We start from the raw sequence: 13408 nt of genomic DNA on the forward strand, positions 1-13408 counted from the left end.
TTTCTAGATCAGTGTTTTCTCGGCGAGACGCTCGACGCGGCCCTTTGAATAGGTATTGGCGATGTAGTCGGAACAGCGCCATGCGTTGGCCATCATGGTCAGCGTCGGGTTCACACCGGTGGCCGTCGGGAATCCGGAGCCGTCGAGCACGAAGAGGTTTTCGACGTCGTGTGCCTGGCCCCATTCATTGAGGACGCTCTTGGCCGGGTCGAAGCCCATCCGGGCCGTGCCGTGCTGGTGGCAGGTATTGCCCGTCATCTTGTCCAGGTACACCGGAACAGTCTTGCGCGCTCCTGCCGCCTCCAGGATCTCCGCATTCTTGTCGACCTGCCATTTACCCATAGCGATGTCATTGGCGTGCGGGCTGTGTGTGATGCGAGCCACAGGCAGTCCCCAAGCGTCTTTAACGGTCGGGTCCAGATCCACCCGGTTCGACTCGACCGGCATGTCGTGAAGGATCATTCCGATCTTCATGGCGTAACTGAAGTAGTTCCGGTCAGCGTCCTTCAGCGCCTCGCCCCAGCTGGGGCGGCCCGGGAAGACCCAATTGATCGGGTGGGCAGTCTGCGACGCGGAAATGATGCTGCCGCCGATATGGCCGCGGTTGGTGTCCGTTTCGTAGAACTCCAGCGAGCCGCCGGAAATGTAGTTTCCGGCGAAACCATTTAGCGGCTCATCGATTTCGTTGTCAAACAGTCCGACCGCGAACAAGTACTCATGGAACGTGGCGTTCTTTCCCACCAGTCCGGAGCTGTTGGCCAAGCCATCCGGGAATTGGGAGCTCCGGGAAATCAGGAGCAGACGGGCCGACTCGATCGCGCCCAGGGCGAGAATGACGACCTTGGCATCCTGCTCGATTTCGTCGCCGTCGGGATCGATGTAGACAACACCCGTTGCCTTGCCGTCCTTGCCCATCTTGACTTCCCGGACGAAGCTCTCCGCCCGAACCTCAAAGTTTCCCGTCGCCAGCGCGTCGGGAATGAACGTGGTGAGGATGTTCGAGCGGGCGCCGGACGGATCACCGTACTGGTTCCAGAAGCTCGTCTTATTGAAAGGGTTTCGGCCGTTGTGATCGTTTGTGACCATCGCATGCGGAAGGGGGAAGGCATTGATGCCCATTTTGTTGCACGCGTCGTAGAAGCGCTTGCCGTAACGGGTCGGTCGCAGCGGCGGGCTCGGGTAACCCTTGCTGCGGTGCGGCTCATATTTGTCTGCGCCGGCGATACCTGACACGCCGAAGGCCCATTCAACCTTCGTCAGATACGGCTCCAAGTGTTCGTACCGGAACGGCCAGTCGGCCAGGCTGGCGCCTTCGAGCTCGCCGTGCAGCGAACGCAGCATGAAGTCGGACTCACGGGGTCTCGGCACCCAGCCTGCCCAGTGATTGGTGCCGCCACCGACCATCTGTGGCGTCGGGGAGAATGCGAAACGCTTGGCCTCTTCGGTCTCCGAATACCGCACTGTGCGGGAAAGAGGCCCGGGTCGGGCCACATGTAGTCACGGTTTACGAATTTAAGCTCGTCGCCAGAGTAGTGCTCGTTGTTGCGCAGCCACGGTCCCCGATCGAAACCGACCACCTTCAGGCCAGCTTCACTGAGCACCTTGGCTGTTGTTCCGCCGTTGGCTCCGAGCCCGACGACGATGACGTCAACGGGTTCTGGCTTCTTCGTTGTAGCCACTGACATTCTCCTAAGTTCGATGACGGCACCACGTGCCGTGCACACTTTCTGTCTTTTTCAGTTCTCGGCTGCAGGAACTGATGCTGCGCGGTTGGGCCGCATTCCGCCCACTTCCCGGGAGCGCGGCCCGTCCGCACAATCCGCGGGTCAACACAGACTTTTGCTTTTGCCTGCGGGTTCGCGGCAACCCCTATGAGACGGACGCGCCGGTTTCATATCGCGTACCGGCCGGGTCGCCGGTCAGGTCGGTCGCACGGTTGTGTGTGGCGTGTTCGGTTTCGGTGGGGCGGCCTTCGAGGTAGGCGATGATCGCGCGGGTGAAGTCGGGAAGATCGACGGGGGTCCTGGAGGTGATGACGTTCCCGTCCACCACAACAGCTTCATCGACCCAGGTGCCGCCCGCGTTTTCCACGTCGTCCTTGATCGGCAGGTATCCGGTGGCGTTCTTGCCCTTGAGCACGCCGGCGGAAACTAGAACCCATCCGCCGTGGCAGATGGCGGTGACGAGTTTGCCCGCCTCATTCATGTCCCGGACAAGGCCGATCATTTCAGGGTGAAGGCGCATGTTGTCTGGGGCGAAGCCGCCGGGGACGACAACGGCGTCGAAGTCGGAGGCGCTGACATCGGCCGCAGCCGCGTCGACCTCCATTGGGTAGTGCTCCTTGCTGTCGTAACTGTTCTTCGTGCCGCTGCCGATGACGCGCACGTCCGCTCCGGCCTCCTGCAGGCGGAGCAGCGGGTACCAGCCCTCCAGGATCTGGTACTCATCCTCGATCAACAGGGCAATCTTGGTTCCATGCAAGCTCATGGGTGACTCACTTTCTCGTTGTGTGCAGATATCTGGATCAGGGGTCCTCAGTGTGGTACCCCAAGCGAACTGGTCGGGAGTTGCTGGACTTGATGGACCTTCCCGCACCAATCATCCGGTTATCAGGTGGTCTGAACTCTGCCGCATTTGCTGATTGGTGTCAAGGTTTTGGTACCTCGGTAGTGCTGAGCTGAAGGAATGAACGGCACGACCGCGCCGGCCCCCCGGGTATACCATCGGGGCCGGACGGCGTCGGCCTGCACCTGCCCCTGGTTCAGGCCAGGGTTCTGGCCGCCGACCGGATCAGCATGGCAACGGACACGGCCCCGGGATCAATGAACCCTCTGGAGTTTTCCCGCGCGTAGCTGGATTTGCCCTTGCGGGCGACCATGTCGGAAGTCGCGTCACGGCCGGCTTCAGCGGCAGTCGCCGCCGACGTCAGGGCCTCTGACAGGGACTTCTCTTCCGTCAACTTCGCCTTCAGTGTTTGAACGGACGGCGCCAGGGCGTCGAACATGGTCTTGTCCCCCTGTTTTACTTTGCCTCTCTCACTGACGCCTTGGGCGGCCGCTTCAAAGGCATCTGACAGCAGTCCCGGACTGATAGTCGGCGCGCCGCCCACCGCTCTTGCCATCCGAAGGAAGATGGTTCCGTAGAGCGCACCGCTGGACCCTCCGACAGAGGAAACGATATGCATGCCGACATCCTTGAGGAAGTCCCCTGGAGTCGCGGCTCCGTCCCAATCAGGCACGGATTTGAGCAGTGCGGACATTCCGCGCTCCATGTTCGAGCCGTGATCTGCGTCGCCGCTGGCGGCGTCCAGATCGCTGAGGATGAGGTGCTGTTGGATGATCTGGTCTGCGAAATCCAGGATCCACCGCTCCAGGTCTGTTCTTGTCAGGTTGGTGTCCGTCGTCATTTTCATCGTCCCCACCGCAATGCGGCTGTTTGGACCGGAGCATCCCATAGGTCTCTTAGCTCCTGGTCGAGTTCAAGGAAGGTTACTGCGGCGCCCGCCTGATCGAGGGAAGTCACGAAATTTCCCACAAGCTGACGTGTGACGCGGGCACCGCGTGCCTCTGCCGCCGCGGCCAGTTCTCCCGCGAGAAGATAAAGCTCGTGATGCGGCGTGGCTCCCATCCCGTTGACCAGCATGAGAAGGTCACCCCCGTCCTTCGGCATGAGGTCGGACAGGACCTCGTTGACCATCAGATGCGCAATCTCCCGGGCGTTGGCCATCGGGACCCGTTCACGTCCGGGTTCACCGCTGATGCCGATACCCAGATCCATGTCGGTTTCGGCAAGTTCGTACACCGGCTTTCCGCGTGCAGGAGGAGTGCACGAGGAGAGTCCAACCGCGAACGTTCCTGAGCGGGCGATCACTTTCTGGGCAACGGCCAGCACCTCTGACAGTTCCCTGCCCTCCTCCGCGGCAGCGCCAGCAATCTTTTCAACAAGGACCGTGGCCCCGAGCCCCCGTCGTCCAGCCGTTTCCCCGTCGTCCGGGATCGAAACGTCATCATTGACGACAACCTGGGCCACCTGGATGTCTTCGAAGTACAGGATCTCCTGAGCCATCCCGAAATTCATCACCTCACCCGTAAAGTTTTTGATGATGTGAAGCACTCCTCTTCCCGCATTGGCACGGCGGGTAGCGGCCACGATCTGGTTTGGGACGGGTGACGTGAAGATCTGCCCAGGTGCGGCGGCGTCAAGCATCCCATAACCGACGAAACCCGTATGTGTGGGTTCGCAGCCTGAACCGCCGCCCCCCACGAGGCCGACCTTCGGAAAAGAGGGGGCCTCCCGGCGTTGAAGTACCCGGCTCGTGCAGTCCCACTCCAGGATCTCCCGGTGCGCGCCCACCAACCCCGTCACGTAGTCATCCACCGCAGCCGATGGTTCATTCAAAAATTTTTTCATTGCCTTCCTTTCACCTCCGGCGTAGGCCGTGTACTTCCGCATTGCAGCCAGCGTGTGGCTTGATGATCAGGTGGTCTGACCAGATAGCTTTCCCTAGAAAGCCGCCCGCGTCAATCCCCAGTCCTGGCCGCGTGCTGAAGAAGACTTGGGTCGCGAGATCCTCGACGGGGCGGGTGCACCCCGCCGTTCAGCGCCCCCAGTAGAAATCGTGGAAAAGTATTGACAGCGCATTTTGCTGCTCGTAGTGTTCAGACCACCGGATCACCTGCCATCCAGCTCACATGCGGCAGGAGGAAGGTCCGGTAAGGCTTGAAGACCGCGACCGCGGAAAACCCTGAGTGCCGGCAATGCTGCCGCCCTGTAACAAGGAGAACAAATGTCTTCACTGGACTACACCTACGAAAACATCGACAAGGTCATCGACCGTTCGCGCTACCTTGCTCCGACCATCGATCCCAAAAAGACGATGTTGCTTGTACTCGACATGCAGAAGGCGTGTGCGGAGCCCGGCGGCGCGATGTACATTCCCAGTGTGGGAGGCGCGCCGGAGGGCAAGGACACCATAGAGCCGGTCAAGAACGTGCTTGAAGCCTGCCGTGCGAAGGGCATCCCTGTCGTGTGGTCACTCTGGGGTCTCCGCGGGGATGGTAAGGATGCCGGCTACGCTGACGTCAAATGGGGCCTGGAAGGCCAGCTCGGCAGTTTCCCGGGTTCGTGGGGCAATGGCGGTGATGAGCTCGTCGACGAACTCAAGCCGCTGGATGACGAGCCGGTGATCCGCAAGCACCGTTTCTCATCGTTTTACGGCACGCCGCTGACGGAGTACATGCGCCGTGCGGGCGCCGACACGCTGGTGATTGCTGGCCTCTCCACGGGCAACTGCCAGATCGCCACCGCCATCGACGGAGCGAACCAGGACTTCAAGATCATCACTCTCGCTGACACCTGTGCAGCCATCCCCTCGGGACAGGACGATCCGCTGGGCTATGGCCAGCACTGGGAGGCGCTGAGGAACATTCAGGCCAACCACGGCGACGTCCGCACGAGCAAAGAATTCCTCGAACTCATCGACGCCGTCTAAGCGCTTTGAGTCACCGGCACGTCCCGCGGGTTACCCGGCGGGACGTGCCCTCGGCAGCTTCTCCTAACTGCTTTCCAATTCTCGACAACCGGGGTTCCCGGCTACCTTGCGCCTCAGGTTCGCGCTCAGTCATCAGACCACCGGGTTACCGGGATACCACCACACGGAAATCAATTTCGACGATGAGGTTGGAATGAACAACAACGAAAACTCCCCAAGCGGCGCGGCTGAAAGTGCCGACCATCCCATCGTGTCCGTACGCGGAGTCGGGAAGGTCTACCCCGGCGTCGTGGCCTTGGCCAACGTCGACATCGATCTGCGCCCCGGCGAAATCCACGGGCTTCTTGGCGAGAACGGCGCCGGAAAGTCGACGCTGATTAACATCCTTTCGGGAACGGTGTCCCCTACGGCCGGAACAGTCCGGGTTGCCGGCTCCGAAGTCACCATCGGGACCCCCCGGGATGCTCAGGACCTCGGCATTTCAACAGTCCACCAGGAACAGTCACTTGCCCCGAATCTCACCGCCGTGGAGAACATCTTCCTCGGCCGTGAACTTATCACCGGCAGAAACCGGGCCGCCGGCGTTCTCGACGAAAAAGAAATGCGCTCCCGTGTACTTGAGCTCGCGCATGAGTTCGGCCTCACCGACCACGACATTAAAGTCCCGGTCGAAGCCCTCGTAGCCCTTAAGCAGCACGTTGTGCAGATCATCAAAGCATTGGCCTTCCGGACACAGGTCCTGATCCTGGATGAACCAACATCCGGCTTGGCCGACCACGAACGCCTCACATTGTTCAGCTACATGCGCCAGCTACGCCAGAGGGGAATCTCCCTGCTCTGGGTCACACACCGTCTCGATGAGCTCTTCGGACTGGCCGATACAATCACGGTGCTCCGCGACGGCCAGCTCGTGGCAACCGTGGACCCTGCCGGACAGACTGCCGAATCGCTCGTCCGGCTCATGGTAGGGCGATCCAACCTGGCAGCGCGGGAGGAGATCGTCGAGGAAGGAAGGGTCCATGGCTTCACCGGGCCCCGCGACGAGGTCCTGCGGCTGGATTCAGTCTCCCGTCACCCCCTTCTTCATGACATCAGCCTCTCCGTCCGTCGGGGAGAGATCCTCGGACTGGCCGGAATCGCCGGCGCGGGCCGGACCGAAACTGCAATGGTCATCCTGGGCGCGGACCGCCCGGACTCAGGAAACATCTTCCTGCATTCCCGACCCGTGGTCATCCGCAATCCCCGTGACGCCCGCCAGAGAGGCATCACCTACGTGCCCGAAGAGCGCAAAACCCACGCTATTCTCGGCGACTTCTCGATCAAGCGGAACATCACAATCTCGGACCTGAACAGGACGGCCGCTGGGGGCCTGTTCCTCCGCGGCCGCCAGGAGACGGCCACCGCGAAAAGGTACGTCAGTGACTTGGCCGTAAAGACGGGTTCCGTGCAGGAAAAAATCCGCAATCTCAGTGGCGGCAACCAGCAGAAGGTCGTCATCGCGCGCTGCCTCTTCACCGAACCCGATCTGATTATTTTTGATGAGCCCACCCAAGGCATCGATGTCGGCGCCAAAGCCGAGGTCTACCGGCTGATCTACGACTTCGTTGACCAGGGAGGGGCGGCAATCGTGATCAGCTCCGAGCTGCCCGAATTGATCCGCGTATCAGACCGTATCGCCGTGATGCGCGAAGGATCCATAGTTGGCGAACTCGAGAGCACCGGCCGTGACGAAACAGCGTCCGAAACCAGCGAACTCGGCGAACGAATCATCTCTCTGGCAACCCGAGGAGCGGTAGCAGTATGAGCATCTTCCAGCGTTCTTCACGAGTACTGGCCATTGACGGCGTCGCCGTTTCGATCGTCTTCCTGATCATGTGCGGTTACTTTTCCCTAGCATCTCCGTATTTCCTAAGCCCCGACAACATTTACAACACCTTCGTCGAATCAGTTTCCGCGGTGCTGCTGGCGGCCGGCCTGACCTTCGTCCTGATCAGCGGCGGAATCGACCTGTCCATCGGCTCCAACATCGGCCTGAGCGCTGCCGCAACTCTGTTCGCAACCATGAACGGTGCGCCCACAGTGCTTGCTTTACTAGCCGGTATCGCCACCGGTCTGATCTTCGGGCTCGTGAACGGGGCATTCGTTGCAGGGCTGGGCGTCAGTGACTTTATCGTCACGCTGGCGACCTTGAGCATCGGGGCTGGTGTGCTGCAGGTCTTCACCTCGCATACGCAGCTCACCGGAACTGCGGACAGCTCCTTCCTCGCCCTCGCGGGAGGAAAAATTGCAGGGGTCCCGACAGGAGTGCTCATCACAGCAGTCATCCTGCTCATCCTTGAGGTCGCGCTCATCAAAACACCTTTCGGACGTACGATCTACGCCGTGGGCATCAACCCGAACGCGGCGTATCTGGCCGCGGTCAGCGTACGCAGGACCAGGTTCGCGGTTTTCATCATCTCCGGAATCATTGCCGGCATCGGCGGAGTGCTCCTGGCATCCCACCTCAACTCCGTCCAGCCCGGGCTCGGGGGCGGTTATGAACTGACAGCGATCGCCGGGTGCGTAGTGGGCGGAGTCGCCCTCGCCGGTGGCCGCGGAAGCATCTGGCGCGCTGCCCTCGGCGCCTTCTTCCTATCCATCCTCAGTCGGGGCCTGCAACTGATCGGGGTCGACCCGCTCTGGTTCTCCATCGTGAGCGGTGCGGCCATCGTGGCCGCGGTAGCCTTCGACCGCGGCGCCCAAAAATGGCTGCAGTCCACGCTCCGCCCGGTGTCCCCGGCAGCGGCCGCACCCCAGAATGCCCAGTGAGGCCCGACATGTCTTATTCCCAGAACGCACCAGCCCTCCGTAACCGGATTCAGACGCTCCTCGCGAAGCCAGGATCCGGCCTGGTGGCTCTGCTCATCCTGTTCATCATCACGATGACGTTCGTTGCACCGTCTTTCCTCAGTTTCGGAAACTGGGAAAACATAGCAAACCAGGCGGTCTTCGTGCTGCTTCTCGCTCTAGGCATGACGATCGTGCTCATCGCGCGTGGAATCGACCTCTCCGTTGGTTCGGTCATGGGCCTCTCGGCCGGTGTAGCGGCCTTCCTGATCAACCAAGGGCTCATCTTTCCACTCGCATTGTTAGCAGGCATCGGCTGCGGTCTTGTTTGCGGGCTGCTGAATTCGCTGATGATCACGAAGCTGGGGCTGCCCGATTTTGTTGCCACGCTCGCAATGCTCGGTGTAGCACGGGGCGTGCTGTTCCTCTGGACCAAGGGAACGCCCTTCACCCGCTACATGACCCCGGAGTACAGGATCGTCGGAGGCCAGGTCAAGCTCGGCGGCATCATCAGCGTCCCGATCATCGTTGCCATCATCCTGTGCATCCTCGTCTCCTTCATGCTGCGCAAATCGGTCATTGGACGCTACCTGTACGCCGTAGGAGGCAGCCCGGACGCGGCCCGGCTCTCGGGTATTTCAGTCTCGAAGGTGAAGACATTCGCCTATGTCGTAAGCGGTGGGTGTGCCGGACTCGCCGGAGTAATACTCGCCGGCCGTGCCACCAACGTGGCTCCGACTCTCGGGACGGGCTATGAAATCCTGGCCATTACGGCCGCAATCATCGGCGGTGCAGCCCTGACCGGAGGACGCGGCCGGATGGTGGGTGCCATTCTCGGCGCCCTGACCATCACCCTGATTGCAAACGCAATGAACATTGCCGGCGTCAAGTCCGAATGGCAGCAGGTCGTCACTGGAATCATCCTGCTCCTTGCCGTACTTCTCGATCGCTTTACCGCCTACTTCCAGCAGCGTCAGAACAGCGCGGAAATCGAACAATCCCCGCAGCAGCAGCAAGAATCGGCACCCCCGGCGATGCCCAAACAGGCCTTGAGCTGATTCCACTATTGCCCGAAGCCTAGGACCCGCTAGCGCTACCGGCTGGTAGTGATCCCGCTCCCCTGTCAAAACAACCGCACCGCACCCCTGCCTGACTTTCAAAGGAGAAATACAATGGATACAACCCCGACCCGAAACGAGAATGGGACGTCAGGGGCCACCCGGCGCAACATTCTTGGGGCAGGCGCACTGATGGGGACGCTCGGTCTTCTCACTGCCTGCACAACTCCTCCTGGTGGGTCAACCGCCGCCGCTGGAGGCACTGGAGGCAGCGGCGCCGAAGGCAGCGCCGAATTCACTGACGCCCTCGAAAAAACTCGTCAACGGGCGCACCGTCCAGGTCGGATTCACCCCTCCGGTCCTGTCCGAGTACTACACGCAGATGGAAAACGCCGCCTTCACGCGAATGGCGCAACTGGAAGACCTCTACGGGGTCAAATGGAAATGGGAAAAGTCATCCCCTACCGGCAATTTCAACGCCGTTGAACAACAGATCAGCACCGTCCAGACCTGGACAAGCCGGAAGTTCGACGTCGTCTTCATCTGCACGGGCGCCAACTTCGCCACCATGCAGGGCGTCTATAAGAACGCCATGAACGCCGGCACCAAGATCTTCCAGTTCAACCAGCCAGTCGAGCTCTATCCAGTGGATCAGATCAACACCGTCTCCAATATTGGCTACGACAACCGCGCACAGTCGGGCTATGTGGCTGGAAAATTTATCGCGGATACCCTCAAAGGCAAGGGCAAAATCGTTCAGATTATGGGCCCCTCCGGCTCCGACTGGACGAAGGCGCGGCTGATCGGCTTCAACCAGGCCCTTTCCGAAAATCCAGGCATCGAGGTCGTGGGAACGGCAGACGGCGGCTATTTGCGCGACAAGGGACTCAGCGCCGCCCAAGACCTCCTCACCCGGCACCCCGACATCAATGCCATCTACGGAGAAAACGAAGACATGGCCCTCGGCGCCTCACAGGCCGTCGACGCTGCCGGACTGAAACAGTGGGACGGGTCCCAGGGCATCGTGATTGTGGGCGCCGACGGGTTGCTCTCGGGCATGGACGCCATCCGGAACGGCAAACTGACCGCCACAGTCGACGTGAATTCCGTCGATAACGCAATCAGAATGATCGACACCGCCTTCCAGTCCGTGGTCCTGAACAACTATGTCCCCAAGATCTCCAACATCACGACGCATCTGGTGACCAAGGACAACGTCGAAACTTATGCCTCTTACATCAACGGCATCATGGCCCCGAAGAAAACATACTGAGCCCGCACTCCATCCGGATTGGGTGTGAAGCCACCTCCCCGCTGGGGGCAGTCGGGGAAAGGCGAACTTTTTCACCGCCACGCCCGGCCTTTTGTTCCGGAATGGGCCGGTGTTCAGGCCACCGGACCAGTATCATTAGGGATGTACCGTGCGTTTTCGGGTTGGCGAAAGAGGGATCATGACCGAATCTACAAGCAGGATCGAGCGTGTGGCGCGGCTCAGAGTGTCCGACTCCGTCGCTGCCCAGCTCACGCAACTGATCACCAACGGCGCCTATGCCGTGGGAGAAAAGCTACCGGCCGAGCGCGTCCTCGCAGACGAATTCGGGGTTAGCCGCAGTTCGATGCGGGAAGCAATCCGCGGTATCGAGGCAAGCGGCCTGGTGAGCAGCAGTCATGGCGTGGGCGTCTTCGTGGTCAGCAATACCGTCGCAGCCCAAGGCCAGTCCGACCTGCTCGTGTTCGAAGATTTCACAGTGCCTGAGCTGTTCGAAGTACGGCGCATGATCGAACGCGACGCGGCCGGCTGGGCCGCGCAAAGAATCACGCCCGCCACGACCGCCGCGCTCGAGAGCATCATGGAAACATGCTCGAATCCCGACCTGACGGACGAGGAATTCGTGCAGTTGGACATCAAGCTCCACCAAACAATCGCGAAGGCTTCGAAGAACGAGCTGCTTGCAACCATCTACGGCAGCCTGGAGCCGATGCTGCTCAAGTATTCACTTCGGGTGATTTCCCTGCCGGGACGGCGCGAAGATTCCCATGCAGGACACGGCAAAATTGTTGACGCCATTATCGACGGCCGCGTGCGGGAGGCGCGCGATGCCGCCGTGGCCCATATTCGCGACGTCGAAAGGGACATCGCCAAAAACCTGGCAAAACCGGTAGCCAGCCAAACCTAACTAGGGCTCTAGCGCCGCCGCTCCGCAGTTGGTCGCGGCAGGATAAACGCCAAATCCTTCAGGATTTTTCCGCTGAGCCCAACTAATCATGGACGAACGGATAACGCGATATGGTCGCATCTTCTCCCCCACACCCGATACTGTCGCTCACCGGCCAGGTGATAGCGGTGCTGCGAACAACACACGCGAGCAAATATCTGCCAGTGATCGAAAGCCTGGTCGCCGGCGGTGTCCGGTTCATCGAGCTCACGCTCACAACCGAGGGCGTATTCGATCATCTGGCGGAGATCAGGGCAGTTTTCGGAGACACTGCGGAAATCGGCATCGGCACGGTGACCACGACAGGACAGGCGGAATGCGCCCTCGACGTCGGGGCCCAGTTCCTGGTCACGCCGTCTACCAACCTTGACATCGTCAATACCGCTGTGGCGCGTGAAATACCGATAGTCCCCGGCGGCCTGACCCCGACCGAACTGCACGCTGGATGGAGCGCCGGCGCGGTAGCCGTCAAAGTGTTCCCCGCTTCCACTGTCGGGCCGGACTACATCCGCCAACTCCACGGCCCGTTCCCCCAGATGCAGCTAATCCCCAGTGGCGGAATCACCATCGAGGACGCACCCCGGTGGATTTCGGCCGGCGCTCTCGCCGTCAGCCTCGGCGGCCCGCTGTTGGGTGACGCCTTCGAGGGCGGCAGCCTTGCCCAACTCACAGAAAGGGCCCGACGCGTGACCGAACTGGTCTCTGCGGCGACCGAGGACCGTAAAGGCAGAAACCGGTGATCACTGTGAATTCCGATACTGATAGCCCTGCTGTCCCCCCCTACAATGTCACCGACGTCGTGACCATGGGTGAAACCATGGCGCTGATGAAGGCAGAGTCGCCCGGGCCCCTTGCTCACGTCGCTTCACTAAGCCTGGGTATGGGCGGTGCAGAGAGCAACTTTGCGATAGCGCTGCGCAGGCTTGGCACTTCCGTGACATGGGCAGGCAGAGTCGGCGCCGACAGCTTGGGAGAAATGGTGTTGCGTGAACTCGCGGCGGAGGCCATCGACACATACGCCTCCCGTGACCACACAGCTCCCACCGGGCTCATGCTTAAGGAACGCAGGACAGCTGAGGCCGTAAAGGTCTGGTACTACCGCAAAGGCAGCGCCGGATCCCGGTTGTGCCGCGAGGACGTCCCCGCCGAACAGATCGCCCAAGCCAAACTGCTGCACATAACCGGCATCACCCCGGCGCTCTCCGAGAGCGCCGCCGACGCGGTCAGCTACGCCCTCGATTGCGCCCAGGCCGCGGGCACTCTGGTCTCCTTTGACTTGAACTACCGTTCAGCGCTCTGGTCCCCCGAAGAAGCCCGCGAGCAATACCGCCGAATAATACCCAGAGCGGACGTTGTGTTTGCTGGGGACGCTGAAGCAGCCATCGCAGTAGGCGAAGCACAAGAGCCGTTGGAACTCGCGCGGCGAATTAACGAAATGGGAGCATCTCAAGCGGTCATAAAACTCGGCGCTGACGGTTGCGTCGCAGTCGTCGACGGTGAAAAGCACGCCCAGCGTGCAGTTGCAATCCGGGCCGTAGACACAGTAGGGGCGGGAGACGCTTTCGTCGCCGGATACATCGCAGAGCTACTCAACGACCGGGACGTTCCCCAGCGCCTGCTGACCGCCGTCCGGACTGGAGCATTCGCTTGCCTGGTGCCCGGAGACTGGGAAGGCATGCCCCGACGTACCGAACTGGAGCTCCTGGACTCCGCAGAACCCGTCTCCCGATAAATACAACCCCTCACTCAGCGTGAAAGCAAAATCCAGTCCCCGAGTGGGAGGAGACCTCGAAAGGTGAAATCAACAACCCGGCAGC

At 60.9% G+C, this 13408-nt stretch carries 12 protein-coding genes; 8 read left to right on the forward strand and 4 right to left on the reverse strand.

Annotated elements, in window-relative coordinates:
* Positions 1 to 3 precede the first annotated feature (3 nt).
* The 4 genes from ACHMXB_RS14705 to ACHMXB_RS14720 form a co-directional block, all read right to left on the reverse strand.
* On the reverse strand, positions 4 to 1404 hold the full coding sequence (locus ACHMXB_RS14705) for a GMC family oxidoreductase (RefSeq protein WP_395399444.1): 1401 nt from the start codon (positions 1402 to 1404) through the stop codon (positions 4 to 6).
* A 465-nt stretch (positions 1405 to 1869) separates the two neighbouring features.
* A complete protein-coding gene (locus tag ACHMXB_RS14710; protein WP_395399446.1) occupies positions 1870 to 2487 on the reverse strand; it encodes a type 1 glutamine amidotransferase domain-containing protein in 618 nt (205 codons plus the stop codon).
* 274 nt (positions 2488 to 2761) lie between these two features.
* Positions 2762 to 3406: a dihydroxyacetone kinase subunit DhaL gene (gene dhaL / locus ACHMXB_RS14715; protein WP_395399448.1), complete on the reverse strand. Its 645-nt coding sequence runs from the start codon at positions 3404 to 3406 to the stop codon at positions 2762 to 2764.
* A gap of 2 nt (positions 3407 to 3408) precedes the next feature.
* Positions 3409 to 4410, reverse strand: a complete 1002-nt coding sequence (locus ACHMXB_RS14720) for a dihydroxyacetone kinase subunit DhaK (RefSeq protein ID WP_395399450.1) — start codon at positions 4408 to 4410, stop codon at positions 3409 to 3411.
* Between the two features lie 376 nt (positions 4411 to 4786).
* On the opposite strand from ACHMXB_RS14720, the gene ACHMXB_RS14725 reads away from it, so the two are divergent.
* The 8 genes from ACHMXB_RS14725 to ACHMXB_RS14760 all read left to right on the forward strand — a co-directional run bounded on the left by ACHMXB_RS14725 (position 4787) and on the right by ACHMXB_RS14760 (position 13323).
* Complete coding sequence (locus ACHMXB_RS14725; RefSeq protein WP_021473239.1) at positions 4787 to 5491, forward strand: cysteine hydrolase family protein; 705 nt, start codon at positions 4787 to 4789, stop codon at positions 5489 to 5491.
* A 193-nt stretch (positions 5492 to 5684) separates the two neighbouring features.
* A complete protein-coding gene (locus tag ACHMXB_RS14730) occupies positions 5685 to 7295 on the forward strand; it encodes a sugar ABC transporter ATP-binding protein (protein ID WP_395399453.1) in 1611 nt (536 codons plus the stop codon).
* A complete protein-coding gene (locus ACHMXB_RS14735) occupies positions 7292 to 8299 on the forward strand; it encodes an ABC transporter permease (protein WP_395399455.1) in 1008 nt (335 codons plus the stop codon). Before ACHMXB_RS14730 ends, ACHMXB_RS14735 begins: the two co-directional genes overlap by 4 nt.
* Positions 8236 to 9375, forward strand: coding sequence for an ABC transporter permease (locus tag ACHMXB_RS14740; protein ID WP_395399457.1), 1140 nt, complete (start codon positions 8236 to 8238; stop codon positions 9373 to 9375). Before ACHMXB_RS14735 ends, ACHMXB_RS14740 begins: the two co-directional genes overlap by 64 nt.
* Before the next feature lie 235 nt (positions 9376 to 9610).
* Positions 9611 to 10648 carry a sugar ABC transporter substrate-binding protein gene (locus ACHMXB_RS14745; protein ID WP_395399459.1) on the forward strand — a complete coding sequence of 346 codons (1038 nt, stop codon included), beginning with the start codon at positions 9611 to 9613 and terminating at the stop codon, positions 10646 to 10648.
* Between the two features lie 178 nt (positions 10649 to 10826).
* The gene (locus ACHMXB_RS14750) at positions 10827 to 11552 is read left to right on the forward strand and encodes a FadR/GntR family transcriptional regulator (protein WP_395399461.1); all 726 of its coding nucleotides are present in this window, start codon (positions 10827 to 10829) and stop codon (positions 11550 to 11552) included.
* 110 nt (positions 11553 to 11662) lie between these two features.
* A complete protein-coding gene (locus ACHMXB_RS14755) occupies positions 11663 to 12331 on the forward strand; it encodes a bifunctional 4-hydroxy-2-oxoglutarate aldolase/2-dehydro-3-deoxy-phosphogluconate aldolase (RefSeq protein ID WP_395399463.1) in 669 nt (222 codons plus the stop codon).
* On the forward strand, positions 12328 to 13323 hold the full coding sequence (locus ACHMXB_RS14760; protein ID WP_395399465.1) for a sugar kinase: 996 nt from the start codon (positions 12328 to 12330) through the stop codon (positions 13321 to 13323). The genes ACHMXB_RS14755 and ACHMXB_RS14760 overlap by 4 nt, the downstream gene beginning before the upstream one ends.
* Positions 13324 to 13408: the final 85 nt, after the last annotated feature.

The sequence above is a fragment of the Arthrobacter sp. UC242_113 genome (genome assembly GCF_044054585.1).
Classification (GTDB): domain Bacteria; phylum Actinomycetota; class Actinomycetes; order Actinomycetales; family Micrococcaceae; genus Arthrobacter.

Bases quoted from the DNA above. Each gene is read 5' to 3' on its own strand.
- ACHMXB_RS14705 (WP_395399444.1), bottom strand. From the start codon at position 1,404: ATGGTCGGTGGCGGCACCAATCACTGGGCAGGCTGGGTGCCGAGACCC.
- ACHMXB_RS14710 (WP_395399446.1), bottom strand. From the start codon at position 2,487: ATGAGCTTGCATGGAACCAAGATTGCCCTGTTGATCGAGGATGAGTAC.
- dhaL (WP_395399448.1), bottom strand. From the start codon at position 3,406: ATGACGACGGACACCAACCTGACAAGAACAGACCTGGAGCGGTGGATC.
- ACHMXB_RS14720 (WP_395399450.1), bottom strand. From the start codon at position 4,410: ATGAAAAAATTTTTGAATGAACCATCGGCTGCGGTGGATGACTACGTG.
- ACHMXB_RS14725 (WP_021473239.1), top strand. From the start codon at position 4,787: ATGTCTTCACTGGACTACACCTACGAAAACATCGACAAGGTCATCGAC.
- ACHMXB_RS14730 (WP_395399453.1), top strand. From the start codon at position 5,685: ATGAACAACAACGAAAACTCCCCAAGCGGCGCGGCTGAAAGTGCCGAC.
- ACHMXB_RS14735 (WP_395399455.1), top strand. From the start codon at position 7,292: ATGAGCATCTTCCAGCGTTCTTCACGAGTACTGGCCATTGACGGCGTC.
- ACHMXB_RS14740 (WP_395399457.1), top strand. From the start codon at position 8,236: ATGGCTGCAGTCCACGCTCCGCCCGGTGTCCCCGGCAGCGGCCGCACC.
- ACHMXB_RS14750 (WP_395399461.1), top strand. From the start codon at position 10,827: ATGACCGAATCTACAAGCAGGATCGAGCGTGTGGCGCGGCTCAGAGTG.
- ACHMXB_RS14755 (WP_395399463.1), top strand. From the start codon at position 11,663: ATGGTCGCATCTTCTCCCCCACACCCGATACTGTCGCTCACCGGCCAG.